Below are 15,686 nucleotides of genomic sequence, written 5' to 3' on the forward strand. Positions count from 1 at the left end.
AATATGTTTTATTATTAAACAAAATGTTGAATAGTATCTTTATTTTTTCTAATTTCTATTCTTTCATTTTTCATATTCATTATCTTTTTATCTTTTCCTTTTTAATATTACTTTTTTTAATTAAAATCCCTTATTGTTAATACTTTTATTCATTATCCCTTTAAAATTAAAGCAAATCAAATTCTAAATAAGAAAATTTTATATAAAATATCTGATAATCTAATATTATGAAAGTCGTACTAGCTGGAACTGGAAGTGTTGTAGGAAAAACAACCATTTCAACTGGAATTATGAAAGCGCTTCAAGATGAAAATGTTCAACCCTTTAAAGTTGGCCCTGATTTTATTGATCCATCTTACCATACCATTGCTACAGGCAACGTATCCCGTAATTTGGATTCCTTTTTCATGAATGAATTTCAGATTGTCAAATCTTTTGAAAGAGCAATGAAAATATCCAATTCCAAGATGGGGATCATTGAAGGAGTAAGAGGTTTATATGAAGGAATCAGTCCTATAAGCGACATAGGAAATACAGCTTCTATCGCAAAAGCCTTAGATGCACCAGTTGTATTGCTTATGGATTCTCGCAGTTTAGTTAAAAGTGCTGCTGCGGTTGTTTTGGGCTTTAAAGCCCTTGACCCTGAAATTCGTATTGAAGGTGTTATTTTAAATAAAGTTAAGGGTCAGAGACACTATTTAAAGGCTAAAGAGTCTGTTGAAAAATTAGCTAATGTTCCAGTAATTGGTGGCATTCCACGTAATGAAGAGATTGCAGTAGAGGAAAGACACCTTGGTTTGGTACCTGCTCTTGAGAAGGAAAAGATCAATAGGAATATTGAGCTTTGGGGAAAAATAGCTGAGGAATATATAGACCTTGATGCCTTAAAGGATATAATGAAAACATCAAGCAAATCTGCTGTAAAAGACAATCAAAATAAAGCTATGGAATCACTTGAAGATGATTCTAATAACGGGGATGCTTATCATCCTCACCTTGATTTATCCATTCATGAGGATGAATTCAATAAGGAACATAATGAGGCAATCAATCTTGAGGTAACTAATGGTTCCAATCCTGGCGAGCTATGGAAAACAGGTAACAAGACTCCACTTAAGATAGGTGTGGCTTTAGATGAGATTTTCACTTTCTATTATAAGGAAACATTGGAATCCCTTGAGGATAATGGTGCAAAGATTGTTCCATTCAGCCCATATAAGGATGAGGAAATTCCAGATGTGGATGCTCTTTATATTGGTGGAGGATATCCTGAAGTATTCAAAAAGGATTTGTCTGAAAATGAAACAATGTTAAAATCAATCAATAAATTCCATAATGAAGACAGGCCAATCTATGGTGAATGTGGCGGATTGATCTATTTATCCCAATCTATCGATGGTTTAGGTATGGTTAATGCAATTCCATACAGTTCAGAAATGACTCCAAGAGTTCAAGGGCTGAATTATGTTGTAGCGAGATCCAATAGGGACAACCTTATTTCAGATAAGGGAGACATTTTCAGAGCACATGAGTTCCACTACACCAAACTAAATATTGACAGCACAAAAGATCTTGTATTTGATGTTTTGAGGGGAAGAGGTGTATTTGATAAAATGGATGGAGTTAGTGTGAGAAATACTTTAGCTAACTATATTCACATTCATGCATGTTCTTGTCCTAACTTTGCTTATAACTTTACAAGAAACATAGATGAATTAGATATATGATTCTTTTTTTATTTTTCTAAATCTTTTTTCAATATGTTTTTTATACTATTTTTTTTAGTTTTCTAAATCTTTTTTTCAATATATTTTTATACTATTTTTTTGTTTTTTGAAATATATTCCATATCTCTCTTATATTTTTTTTATTTTTTCAAATCTCTTTTCAATATATTTTTTATACTATTTTTTTATATTTGAAATCTTTTTTCAATATATTTTTTATACCATTTTTTAATATTTTTTTAAAATCTATTTTAATATTTTTTCTAAAATATTTTCTATTATATTAAATCTTTTTTTTAAATTTTATCTCAATATTTTTTAAAATTTTATAAATCGTTTTTATTATTTTTTATTATTTTCTCAAATAATTTTTATACATTTTTTTATTTTTTCTTGGAATTTTCTCCTACATATTTTTCATTATATTTTTTAAGATCTTAAAAATTTTTTTTTATTTTCTAAAAAAATTCATTTTTTCTTCAACACTTTTCTAACTTTATTAATTTTTCGTTTCACATTCAACAAATTATATTGTTTTCAAATTTCATATTTTCTTAAAATTTATTGTATATTTTTTCATATATCTTTTATAGAAAATTATTACTCATTATTTTCTACAGTATATTTTTTTAGCATTTTTTCCTCTAAAAATTTTAAAATTTTTGATTTTTTTTAGAAATTTTTCCAGATTCAGGAATACTTTTTTTTTTGAAAAATTTGGATCTTGTCCTGATTTTGGGAGAAAAATTTCATTTTTTTAAAATGGTTTAAATTTTTTTATTTTATCTTAAACGTGAGTTTTTTTATTATTTTTCTTAATATAAATTAATTTAATCTTATTTTTATATTTAAAATATTATGTTTTCTTATTCCATGATGACTCAATGATGTTATTTTTCATATATTTTACATTACATTTTAACTCAATGATATTACATGCTATATTTTTATACATTGATGTACAATAATTTCTTATTTTTTTCTTCATTTTTTTCACTTATTTCACCTTCTTGATCTAGTCCAATTGAGCTTATTTTTCATTTTTTCATCAATGATATTATCATCTGGGATAAATATTTTTCAATGAGTTAATTTTTTAATGATTTTCATCATCAAATTTTACACTTGAAATGGTACTTTTCAAAAATTTTTGTTTTTATTAGTCAAAACCATCTTTTGCTAACTCAATTTTTTTATCAAAAACACTCATGTTATTATCAAAACATTACATCAATTTTTATTTCTTTGAATTTTATCTCTTCCAATACTCCTATTTTTTTTAAAGATTTCCACTTGAAAAATTTTGTAACTCAAATTGATAATTTTCATTATCATATCATATACATTGAGTTATCATATCCTATTTTTAAAGGCAAGTTTATATGCAATGATTTTCATATATAATATTATAATTTTAATATTATAATTTTTTTGTAATGCTTTATGATTTGTATTTAATCTTCTTTGAGGAATAATTATGTTAGAAAAAGAAGTAAAACAGTATAAAAGAGGTAACAGTTTCACTTACCGTATTGACCTTTCAAAAAAGGATAATTTTGAAGGTGGAGAAAAGGTAATGATCCTTAGGTTAAGTGAATATGAATCTTACCTCGATGAGATAGACGATTTAAAAAATCAAATTGAGGACCACAATAGGACCATTTCTGATTTAAAGGAAAGCCGCAGTGAAGCAAATTCCAATGTCAATAATGTAATCGAAGAGCATAATAAGGAAATAGCCCAGAAAAATCAGGAAATCAAGGATTTGATTGAAGAAAATAAAAAATCCATTCAAAAATGTTATGATATTATCGATGAAAAGGACAAGCAGCTTTCACAGGCCAATGAGGAAATCAGAGTGGAAAGGGAAAAGACAGATAGTGCCAGAGCTAAAGCCCAAGAAGATATTCTAAAGGAAAGGGCAAGACATGATGAACTTGTTCTGGAAAAGGATCGTCAATTGAATGTAGTCAATCAACAGCTTCAGGATAGCCTTAAGGAAATTGCATATAAAGATAAAGTCATTACAGTTGATAGGCTTCTTATTGATAGATATAAAAACAGAAGTTTCTTGGATCGTTTGTTAAACAGAATCCCTGATGGCAGCGATTTAAAAATAGATGAACCTAAGGAAACTTATGTTCTTGATGCAGAAAATAAAGGTTAATTTTTCTTATTTTCTCTTTATTTTTTTTTTAATTTTTAACAGTCTACCTCTTTATTTCATATCTAATCTTCTTTTTTCCTAATGCTGCTTTTAGGATAGGTCTATATTTTTTAATTTTTTCTCATATTTTATTTCTTATCTTATTTGCATTAACATAATTTTTTTTTAATTTTTTCTCATATTTTATTCCTTTTCTTATTTGCATTAACATAATTTTTTTTTAATTTTTTCTCATATTTCATTTCTTATCTTGTTTGCATTAACATAATTTTTATAAATTTTTTCTTATTCAATATTAAGAATCAAGTCTACTTTTTCAGCTATTCAATCTGTTAAAAAAAATTTAATGTTAATATCAAAATATTTTCTGATAACTCATTTTATAATCATTTTATATTCTTTTCATATTCATTCAAATTTTTATAGTTTCAAATGCCATTTTGTAACTCTTAGACGTCTATTTCAACTGTAAATTGTGTTTACATGATAATATCAAATAATTTTCTGATAACTCATTTTATTTTTATGACATGTATTTCAAGTGTAAAATTTTGAAATTTTTAAAAAAATGAAATTGAATGATAATATCAATGTTCAATTAAGTTAATTTCATTTCAATATCATTTTCTAACTTTTACAACTCAAGGGTAAAATGATGCTTTTTTCAAATTTTTTTATTAAAAAAATGATATTATCATCAATTTTTCATGATCTTAGAAAAAATTTTCTCATTTTTCCATTTTTCGATTCAAATTTTTTTCTAATTTTTTTTAAATTTTTTTAGCTCTGCAGATTAAAAAATTATTTTTTGTTCTATGGCATTCAAACAAAATGATATTTTTTTCTCCTGTATAATTTTTGAAATTTTTATTACTTATTCGATAATTTTTTCTGTATATTGTATTTAATGGATTGTCTGCTTGTATTTTTTTTTATTGTGTCAATTTTTGTTTTTATTTGGGAAAATTAGGCATTTTTACAAAGATTTATATATGGGCTTAATTAAATTAAATAATATATTTACATTCGCATATCCATTTTATTTTTTTATTGCATGTTTTTTTGGTCTAGAAATTTTTTTCAAAAAAATAGTTTTAAAATTTCTCAATTGGATAATTGGGTTGCAAATATAAGGTTTATATAAATCTAAAAAAATATCTATTGTATATGATTTTTTTAGTATATTGTAAATTTTTTTAAAAAACATGAAAAACAATGGTTTGCGCTAATGTAATTATAACATTTTATTGAAAATTGTTCAATCAATTATGATTATTTATGAAAACTTTCGATCAGCATGATTGTGTTGATCTTTTCTCTTAGGAGGAGACTTGAAAATATGTTAAAAGAATATAGAAAAAAGATATTTATTATTGCTTTGCTATTGTTTTTAATAGTATCATTATCTGCCGTAAGTGCAGATGATTCTGTTTCAAATGATACTGCACAAAGCAATAATGCTGTTACAGAAACTGTAGCAGATATATCTACAGTAGATTCTCATGTGGATGATATCCCAGAGGAAGTTTCTATTGATGATGCTAGCATCACGGAAACGGTTCCTGCAACTGAATCCAATGAGAATATAATAGAAAATGATGATGTAATGGATTCATCATCTAAGACTGTCGATTCTAAAAATCTTCTATCTTCTAATAAATTAGGGGAAGATGATCATGTAATATATGTAAGTCCATATGGTCCTGATGATGGTGATGGATCTCTATTAAGGTCTTCAATACAATCAAGAAAGCTTTAGATAGCATTACCGGAGATGAGCATTATACTATAATTATAAGAAATGGCAATTATACAGGACCTGCAAATAACAATCTTGCATTTGTAAACAAGAACATTACCATTAAAGCATATGATGGAGCAAAACCTTTAATAAATTTCTATAATAATTCTTATAATAATTATGCAGGTTGGAATATCACAGGTTCCAATATAGAAATCCAAGGATTAATATTCAACTCTACCTATAGCTATAATGCTGTATTCTTGAGAATTACAAATTCAGATGTTAACGTTACAGAATGTACTTTTACCAATACAAGTTATGGATATCGCTTAATCAATATCACTGGTTCTAATGTTAAAATTGATAAGAGTAAGTTTATTAATATATCTTATTCTACTTATTACCCTATCATTAACGCTACCCGTAGTAATATTACTATCAGTAACAGCGAATTTGCAAAAAGTTCTAATTATCCAATCCTATTAAATTACTCTAATGCAAATATATCTGGCAATGAATTCCATGATTTCAATTCTAATTATGGAATAAATTCTGATAACAGTAATTCTACAATATGTGATAATCTATTTTATAATAGAGTTGCTTATGCCCCTACAATCAATTTACAGAGAAGCAATTCTACCCTTAGCGGAAACACTTTCCGTAACCTTAGCTCTAGCTATACTGGTGCAACATACAGTCCTATTGCTTCAATAAACGGTTATGCCAATATAAGCGACAATGACTTTATTGATACCTATTCATATTATGGTGGAGCTATCTATATAAGCGGACCTAGTAACGTTATAGAAAACAATAGATTTGTTAACACCAGTGCAGTTTATGGTGGAGCTATCTATAATATGGGTTATAATTTAACATTGTCTGGCAATACCATTACAGATTCCAATGCTACATATGGTAAAAAAAATATTCAATAACTATGGTTCTAATAGTGCAAATATTAATACAGTATATTTAACATTATTGAATAATGAAACTATCAACTCAAGTTCATCTATTGTAGATGTTGATGTTTTGGTTACCGATGATATGAGAAATGAAATTTTCGGTAAAATTGTACCTGTAGATTTGAATGATACCAGAGTTGGAAATGTCAGCATTACTGATGGTGATGTAAGCATTGCTGTTTCAAATCCAGGTGAAGGCACTTATCTTGTAAATGGTAATTATACTGGTGCATTGAATACAATTGTCAAAACTGGAGTCATTACTTTCCTTGAACCATATACTGGTCCATTCTATGTAGCTACCAATGGTAGCGATAGCAACAATGGGGATGTTGATCATCCATTTGCAACAATTGAACAAGCCATCAAAGCTGCAGCGGTTTCCAATAACACTCATGCAATATTCATTAACGAAGGCACCTACCATGAATATGATTTAAGTGTACCTGCCGGAATGAATATTACTGGTATAGGTGACGTAACCATAGACGCCGACAATAAGGGAAGAATCATGAATGTTTCCGGTTCTAATGTAAACATTTCCAATATCAAATTTTCCAATGGAAATTTTGTTTCATCATCAACATCTTTTGCCGGTGCCCTTTATTGGACTGGAATAAACGGTACCTTAAACAATGCCCGCTTCTTGAATAATAATGTAGTTGGAAATTATTCAACTGCTTCTGGTGGTGCTGTTTATTGGACTGGAGCAAATGGTCTTATAAACAATACTAAATTTGAAAACAGTATGGCAAACACTACCAGTTCTTCATATTATGCTTATGGTGGTGCTGTTTATTGGGCTGGTGATAAGGGTACCCTTGCCAACTCCACATTTGACAATAGTACTGTAACCTCAATTTATTCCTCTCGTACTTATGGTGGTGCTGTTTATTGGAAAGGTTACCATGGTCGTTTATTAGACAATTCATTTGACAATTCAAATGGTTATTATGGTGGAACTATCTATAATTATGGTTATAATCTTACATTATCCGGCAATGAAATCAATAATACAAACGGTACCTATGGAAGATATATTGCCACCGACTTTTCTTATGGTTCTATCAATGGTGCTGTAGTTACTATCTTAAACAATACAACTGTCAGCTCATCTCTTCCTAGCATTAAATGTACAGTAAATGTAACTGATGATATGGGCAACCCTATATATGGTGGATATATTAATGTTACCTTAAACAGTACCAAAGTGGGCAGTGGTCAATCTAACTATGATATTGTTTCTGTAACCATTAATAATTCTGGTGAAGGACAATACTTGGTCGTTCCTCATTATTATCATTATTCTGCAGGGGCTTATAATGATAATTACACTTCAAAAACAGGTGTAATCAATTGGGGATAAGTTTATAATGGTCCATTTTATGTAGCTGAAGATGGGGATGACAGCAATAGCGGTGATGAGGAGCATCCATTTGCAAGCATCGCAGCAGCTATTATAGCAGCTAACCAAACCAATGTAGTTCCTGTAATTTACATCAAGGAAGGAACCTACAAGGAAAATTATTTAAACATCACCAAGCCAATGAACATTACAGGATTGGGTAATGTTACTATTGATGGTGAAAATAAAAATGACATATTAAACATTTCCGGAACTAATGTAAACATTTCCAATATTAATTTTGTAAATGGTAACAGTTCTTCTAATGGTGGTGCAATTTCTTGGTATGGTCAAAATGGTCGATTAAGCAATTCTACATTTATAAACAATACTGCTGCCATTTATGGTGGAGCGATTTATAATAACGGACGTAATTTAACCTTATCCAACAATACCATTAAAGATTGTGACGCAAGCATGGGAAGAAGCATTTACAATATGGGATCCCTCAATGGAACAACTTTAATATTAATGGACAATCAAACTGTAGTTGTTCCAGAAGGTCAAACCAGTGTCGATGTTAGCGTAAAATTAGTTGATGATAACGGCAACTCAATTGCAGGAGGGTATGTAAATCTTACTTTGAATGCTCTTAAAGTCGCTTCTATGGTAAACCTTACAGATGATTTGGTTTTAAGCGTTACTACTCCAGGAATTGGTGAATACCTTGTTAACGGAAGTTATAAAACAGATCGTTATACCTATTATGACTATAATAATTACACTGTCCAAACTGGTCTTTTAACTTTCTTGAGCGAACCTTACTATGGCCCTTATTATGTTTCAGAGGATGGGGATGACAATAATGACGGTTCCCAAAATCATCCATTTGCAACTATTGAGCAAGCCATAAAGGCTGCTTCCCAAAATGATGTTGTTCCTGCAATATACATCAATGAAGGTGTTTACAATGAAAGCAACTTGAACATTACAAAACCAATGAACATAACAGGTTTAGGTGATGTTACAATAAATGCAAACAATTCCGGATATATATTTGATGTTAATGGAACTGATGTAAACATTTCCAATATTGGATTTGCAAATGCAAATAAAGTCGGTAGCGGCGCTGCTGTAAGCTGGAGTGGAGCCAACGGTAGTTTAACAAATGCAACATTTGTAAACAACTCTGCAGCTGTAAATGGTGGTGCTGTATATTGGACTGGCCAAAACGGTACTTTAGTAAACTCTACATTCATCAACAACACTGCAGGAGACAGAGGTGGAGCATTGACTTATGTAGGTAATCTCAATGTCACCAATAATACATTCATCAACAACTCTGCAGTAAATGAAGGGGGAGCAATATTTACCAATAAGACCGGACCTGTTGATATGGCTAATTCTACATTTATCAACAACTCAGGTAGATTAGGTGGAGCAATCTTTGTAGACTATAACAATGTGTTTGCTGAAAACCTATACAACAACAGCCAATTCAATATTTTAGACAGCAGCTTCATAAACAACACTGCTCAAGCTGGTGGTGCAGTTGTATTGTATGCCTCTAACAGCACAGTCTCCAACAGCATTTTCATAGGAAACAATGCTACCCGCTATGGTGACGGTGCATTAAGTTCAGGTGGTCAAAACAATACTATTATAAACAACACTTTCATAAACAACACTGCTCACATATATGCTGGTGCAGTAGGTTCAAACGGATCTCAAATCATAAACAACAGATTTATCAATAACTCTGCTTACCATGGTAGAGCTATTTTAACAGTAAACGATACAATCATCAACAACACATACATTGGCAACAATGCTACAGTGGGAAAATCTATTGTATTCTTGGACAACTATAATCTAACCAACTATACATGCAACTGTAGTCTTGATGGCTATGAATGCTGTGGTGAAGACTGTCACTGTCAAGATGAGAACTTTACAGGAATCTGCAATTGTACAGATCATGTGATTGCTACAAATTACACTGTATTGATAAACAATACATTACCTGAAGGTTCTGTATATGTTTACAATGGCGATGAGCTTAATGTAACCCTAAACTATAATGGACATTACTTTGTATCTCCATTGAATGGTGAAATCCTCTTCAGTGAAGGATATTGTATTGAAATGAACAATTCAATGCCTTGGGAAATCAATGGTACTACAGGTATTGCAATCCATAATTTAACATATGTCAGAAACAGCTTAGATGGCTCATATGTTGGAGATTACATTAAGGTTGCCATACTCTTAAAAGAGCAACTTACTTTCTGGAACATCAAGGAATTAATATTTGAATTCACTGACAAGGATTACAGAAACAGTGAAAACCCAGATGTCCAATACATTATAGATGTTGTAAATGATCCAACCACTGTTCTTAATGATGGTGACAATTGGATTAACGGTACATGGTATTGTGGTATTTTCTATACATTCATCCATCCTACAACCAGACAAAATCTCATATTGGTCAATGGTTGCGGAGACTTCCCACTTCCAGACTTTGAACCTCATAAGGTAGCTAACGTCACGCGTGGAGAAGACGGAGATTATATCAACTATACCATTACAGTAACAAATACTGGCCCTATTTGGCTACACAATGTAACTGTTAACGATATTCCTGAACATGGCTACATAAAATATGTAAATTGGACAAATTCCAAATTCAATGGAACTGATGAGGCTTGGATAAAGGACAATGATAGTTTGGTTTGGTACCTTGACAGACCTTTAAAGCCAAATGAAACAGCTACATTCAATGTGATTTTCCGCATTGCCTCTCCTTACTCTCCTGAAGATGTCATTGAAACAAATACCATCAATGTAACTACATATGAAGTTCCTTATAAGTTGGATTCAGTTGATGTTATTATCAATGCATTTAATTTAGGAATCAAGAAAATTACTTTAGATACCAATGTAACTATTGGTGATGAAGTGAAATGGCTTTTAACCGTAACAAATTATGGTAATTCCTCTGTTGACCCTGTTTTCATAGATGATACCTTCGGATATTTCCCATTAATTAATTGGTATTCTGTTGATAATTATAATTGGACCAGAACTAGCACTTACACTTGGAAATTAGATGGTCCTTTAGCAGGAGGTGCTTCTGCAGGTATTATTCTTGTCTATAATGCTACCAATGCTGGTACTATGATAAGCAATACTGCAGTTGTCCATTCAGATGTTGGTCCTGTCAATATGTCCACAAATTATACCAATGTTTCCGGTTGGTCTTTACAAATCAAGAAAGACACATTGGATGCAAATGTATCTGTTGGCGATCAAGTAAAATTCCTTATTACTGTAACCAATACGGGAGAAGGTCCATGTAATAATGTTTATATGACAAACAGTCACAGATGCGTTCCGCAGAAGAAAATAGGAGAAGGGCCATGTAATAATGTTTATATAGAAGATAGCGGCTATAACAGTTATGCATTAACTTACCTTAATTGGTATAATGCAGGATATTATAATTGGACCAAGACAAGCAGCGGCACATGGAAGTTGAATGGTCCATTGCCTGGTGGTGCTTCTGAGGGTATTGTTTTAGTATTCAATGCTACTAATCCATACACAATGGCATCTAACACTGCTTATGTTCATTCTGATTACGGAGGCTCCAACAGTTCAACTAACTTTACCAACATTTCAGGTTATTCTTTACAATTCAAAAAGTTACTTTAGATACAAATGTATCTGTTGGTGATGAAGTAAAATTCCTCATTACAGTTACAAATACAGGTAACGGTAGTTGTAATGCGGTTTGTATTGAAGATGGAAATTATAATGGCGGTGCATTAAGCTATCTTAATTGGTATAATTCTGGATATTATAATTGGACCAAGACAGGCTCCAGCACATGGAAGTTGAATGGTCCATTGCCTGGTGGTGCTTCTGCAAGTATTGTTGTAGTATTTAATGCTACTAGTCCATACATAAATGCATATAACACTGCTTATGTCCATGCTAATGGCGGCGGTTCAAACAGTTCAACTAACTTTACCAACATTTCAGGCTGGTCTTTACAAGTTCAAAAAATCAGTTTAGATCCAGTAGTTGAATTAGGCGACACTGTTAGATTCCTCATTATTGCATCAAACACAGGAAACAGTTCTGTAGATCCGGTATACATTGAAGAAAGTTTCTCTAGCAATCATCTTGAAATCATAAGCTGGGAAAATATGGGAGATCGTACCTGGACAAGAACAGGTTCCACACAATGGAAGCTAAATGGTCCATTGGCTTCTCAATCCTCTGCATCATTTATGGTGACATTTAGGACAAAACAAGTTGGTGTAATGTTAAATACTGCTTATGTACATTCAAATACTGGAGGCAGCAATCAGTCTACCAATTTCACAAATGTGACTGATTATCAAACATATACCTATAAGTTTGTCAATGGTTCAAGCATTGTAACAGTAGGGGATCAAGTAATCTTTGGAATTGTTGTTTCTACTGCAACTATTGGTCCAAATCCTAAAAACATATCTGGAATATTTATAGAGGATACAATTCCTGATGGTTTAGTATATGACAGCTATACTTCATTTAGAGGAAATTGGTCTCATTCAGTCAGTGATGATGGAAGGCATAGATGGACTTTAGATGGAGATTTGCTAAGTGGAAATTATGTTCAAATATTAGTGGTATGTAATGCAAGCAAGGTAGGTAACTTCACTAACTTTGCTACAGGTGGAAGCAGTGATACCAACAATACCACTGCAAATGCTTCAGTGCTTGTACAAGGATTAATCATTGAAAAGATTACCAATAATGTCACTGTGGCTCCTGGTGAAAATGTAGAGTTCACTATCCGTGTAATGAATTCCGGAAACACTACATTGAATTATGTATTTGTTGTAGAAAAACCTTCTGAAGGTTTAGTCTATATAGATTATGCCAACAAGACAGGCAATTGGACATATGATGGCATTGACAAATGGACTCTTGCAGGTGGCTTAGATGCAAATGAAACTGCAGAATTTATAGTAATCTATAATGCTACTAAAATAGGTAACTTGACCAATGTGATCGTTGTCGGCTCCAATGAAACCAAAAATCAAACTGCAAACAATACAACAACTGTTCTTGCTCCTGGAATGGAAGTAATAAAAATCACCAACAACCAAACAGTCAAATATGGTGAAACAGTTGAATTTACAATTGTAGTTAGAAATACTGGTGAAACCAATCTTACAGATGTATTTGTTGAAGAAAGACCTTCTGAAGGATTGGTATATCTTGACTATGTGAACAAGACAGGCAATTGGAATAAGGATGGTGGCATATGGACTCTTGCAGGTAATTTAGAGCTTGGCGGAACTGCTGAATTTACAGTAATCTATAATGCTACCAAAACAGGTAACTTAACTAACCTTATCGTTGCAGGTTCCAACCAAACTGAAAACCAAACTGCAGACAACAACACTACTGTCATTTCAAACCCTGGCTTAACTGTAGAAAAATTAATTATCGGAAATCAAACTGTTAAAGTAGGAGAAACTGTTGGATTCACTATTGTAGTAACAAATATCGGTGATCAAGATTTAACTGGCGTATTTGTTGAAGAGCAAATTCCTGAAGGATTAGTCTATCTTGACTATGTAAACAAGACTGGCTCTTGGGATAAGGAAGGAAATAAATGGACTCTTGCAGGCAATTTAGAGTATGGCGGAACTGCTGAATTGGTAATTATTTTCAATACCACTGAGGTAGGAAACCTAACCAATATAGTTGTAGCAGGTTCTGATGATACTCCTAACGAAACTGCAAACAACACTACAACAGTAATCAACCCAAGCTTGACAGTTGTAAAGGTTTCAAATAATGTCACTGTCAAAAAAGGAGAAAAGGTTGAGTTTGTCATCATAGTTACAAATAATGGTGATGAGGACTTAACTGGCGTATTCGTGAAAGAAGAGATTCCAGATGGATTAGCTTACTCTAGCTTCATATCCGAATCTGGCAAATGGTTCTTTAATGGAGCAGATATGTGGATTTACGATGGAACTTTAGCTGCTGGCGAATCATCTAACCTCACAATAATCTTTGATACTGAAAAAGCTGGAAACCTTACCAATGTAGTTGTTGCAGGATCTGATGAAACTCCTAACGAAACTGCAAACAACACTACTGAAGTAACTAATCCAAACTTAACAGTAAGCAAATATGCAAACAATGGAACAGTTTACGCAGGTAACCTTACTGAATACACAATCGTTGTAAACAATACAGGTGAATGTGACCTTACAGGCGTATTTGTTGAAGAGCAAGCTCCTGACGGATTGGTCTATGTTGACTTTGTTGATGAAAGCAACAAGTGGACATATGATGAAGAGACCCATGTATTTACTTACAATGGCGTTTTAGTTCCTGGAGAAGTAGTCCAATTTGTTGTAATATTCAATACTACAAAATCTGGAAACTACACCAATGTAGTTACATACGGTTCAGACCAAACTGAAAACAGCACAAATGAAAGTGGAAACATGTCTGTTGTTTTCACTCCAGATATGGAAGTTGTAAAAATAGCAAATGATGAAGTCGTTTACGTTGGAAACATTACCAGCTACACAATTCAAGTAACTAACACTGGTGACTGTGACCTTACAAATGTATTTGTTGAGGAACAAGCTCCTGAAGGATTAGTTTACATTGATTATGTAAACAGAACCGGTACTTGGGATAAACATGGCAATAAGTGGACTTATGTTGGTGCTTTGGCTCCTGGTAAATCTGCTTCATTTGTTGTGATTTATAACACTACCAAGTCTATGAACATTGACAATGTGGTTATTGCTGGCTCTAATGAAACCGGTAACGAAACTACTAACAATAACACTACTGATGTATTCAGTCCTGATTTCGAAGTTGTTAAAATTGCTAATGATGAAGTCGTCTATGTTGGAAACATTACCAGCTACACTATTGAGGTAACCAATACTGGTGACTGTGATCTTACAAGAGTATTTGTTGAAGAGCAAGCTCCTGAAGGTCTTGTATATGTTGATTATGTAGAAATAGTTGGCAGCTGGGATAAACAGGGCAATAAGTGGACTTATGAAGGTACTTTAGCTCCTGGTGATTCAGTAGCATTTGTTGTGATTTATAACACTACCAAGTCTATGAATATTGATAATGTGGTTATTGCTGGTTCTAATGAAACTGGTAATGAAACTACCAATAACAATACTACTAATGTATATAGTCCTGATTTCGAAGTTGTTAAAGTTGCTAATGATGAGGTTGTCTATGCAGGTAACATTACAAGTTACACTATTGAAGTAACTAATACTGGTGATTGTGATCTTACAAATGTATTTGTTGAAGAGCAAGCTCCTGAAGGATTAATCTATATTGATTATGTAAACAGAACCGGTACTTGGGATAAGGAAGGAGACAAATGGACTTATGTTGGTGCTTTAGCTCCTGGCAAATCTGCTTCATTTGTTGTAATCTATAACACAACCAAATCCATGAACATTGACAATGTGGTTATTGCTGGCTCTAATGAAACCGGTAACGAAACTACCAATAACAATACTACTAATGTATACAGTCCTAAATTCGATATTGTTAAAGTGGCAAGCGATGAAGTTGTATATGCTGGTAACACTACCAGTTACACTATTGAAGTAACCAATTATATTATGGGGTGATATAGTATGAAAGAATACACTTTTCTACCAGTTACACT

Annotated in this window: 7 protein-coding genes; all 7 read left to right on the top strand. The window is 32.0% G+C overall.

Features of this window, described 5'->3' with window-relative positions; genetic code table 11:
* Positions 1-227 precede the first annotated feature (227 nt).
* The 7 genes from QZV12_RS00180 (at position 228) to QZV12_RS00210 (ending at position 15,648) form a co-directional block, all read left to right on the top strand.
* Positions 228-1,727: a cobyrinate a,c-diamide synthase gene (locus QZV12_RS00180; RefSeq protein WP_295615447.1), complete on the top strand. Its 1,500-nt coding sequence runs from the start codon at positions 228-230 to the stop codon at positions 1,725-1,727.
* Positions 1,728-3,204: 1,477 nt separating this feature from the next.
* A complete protein-coding gene (locus QZV12_RS00185; RefSeq protein WP_295615449.1) occupies positions 3,205-3,894 on the top strand; it encodes a hypothetical protein in 690 nt (229 codons plus the stop codon).
* A 1,339-nt stretch (positions 3,895-5,233) separates the two neighbouring features.
* Entirely contained in the window at positions 5,234-5,653 is a 420-nt protein-coding gene (locus tag QZV12_RS00190) for a hypothetical protein (RefSeq protein ID WP_295615451.1), read from the top strand.
* Between the two features lie 245 nt (positions 5,654-5,898).
* On the top strand, positions 5,899-6,579 hold the full coding sequence (locus QZV12_RS00195) for a right-handed parallel beta-helix repeat-containing protein (protein WP_295615453.1): 681 nt from the start codon (positions 5,899-5,901) through the stop codon (positions 6,577-6,579).
* Complete coding sequence (locus QZV12_RS00200) at positions 6,557-7,975, top strand: hypothetical protein (protein ID WP_295615455.1); 1,419 nt, start codon at positions 6,557-6,559, stop codon at positions 7,973-7,975. Before QZV12_RS00195 ends, QZV12_RS00200 begins: the two co-directional genes overlap by 23 nt.
* Positions 7,976-8,155: 180 nt before the next feature.
* Positions 8,156-11,671 carry a hypothetical protein gene (locus QZV12_RS00205; RefSeq protein WP_366925509.1) on the top strand — a complete coding sequence of 1,172 codons (3,516 nt, stop codon included), beginning with the start codon at positions 8,156-8,158 and terminating at the stop codon, positions 11,669-11,671.
* Positions 11,653-15,648: a hypothetical protein gene (locus QZV12_RS00210; protein WP_295615660.1), complete on the top strand. Its 3,996-nt coding sequence runs from the start codon at positions 11,653-11,655 to the stop codon at positions 15,646-15,648. Before QZV12_RS00205 ends, QZV12_RS00210 begins: the two co-directional genes overlap by 19 nt.
* The last annotated feature ends 38 nt before the right edge of the window (positions 15,649-15,686 follow it).

It is taken from the genome of uncultured Methanobrevibacter sp. (assembly GCF_902769175.1).
In the GTDB taxonomy this organism is placed as follows: domain Archaea; phylum Methanobacteriota; class Methanobacteria; order Methanobacteriales; family Methanobacteriaceae; genus Methanobrevibacter.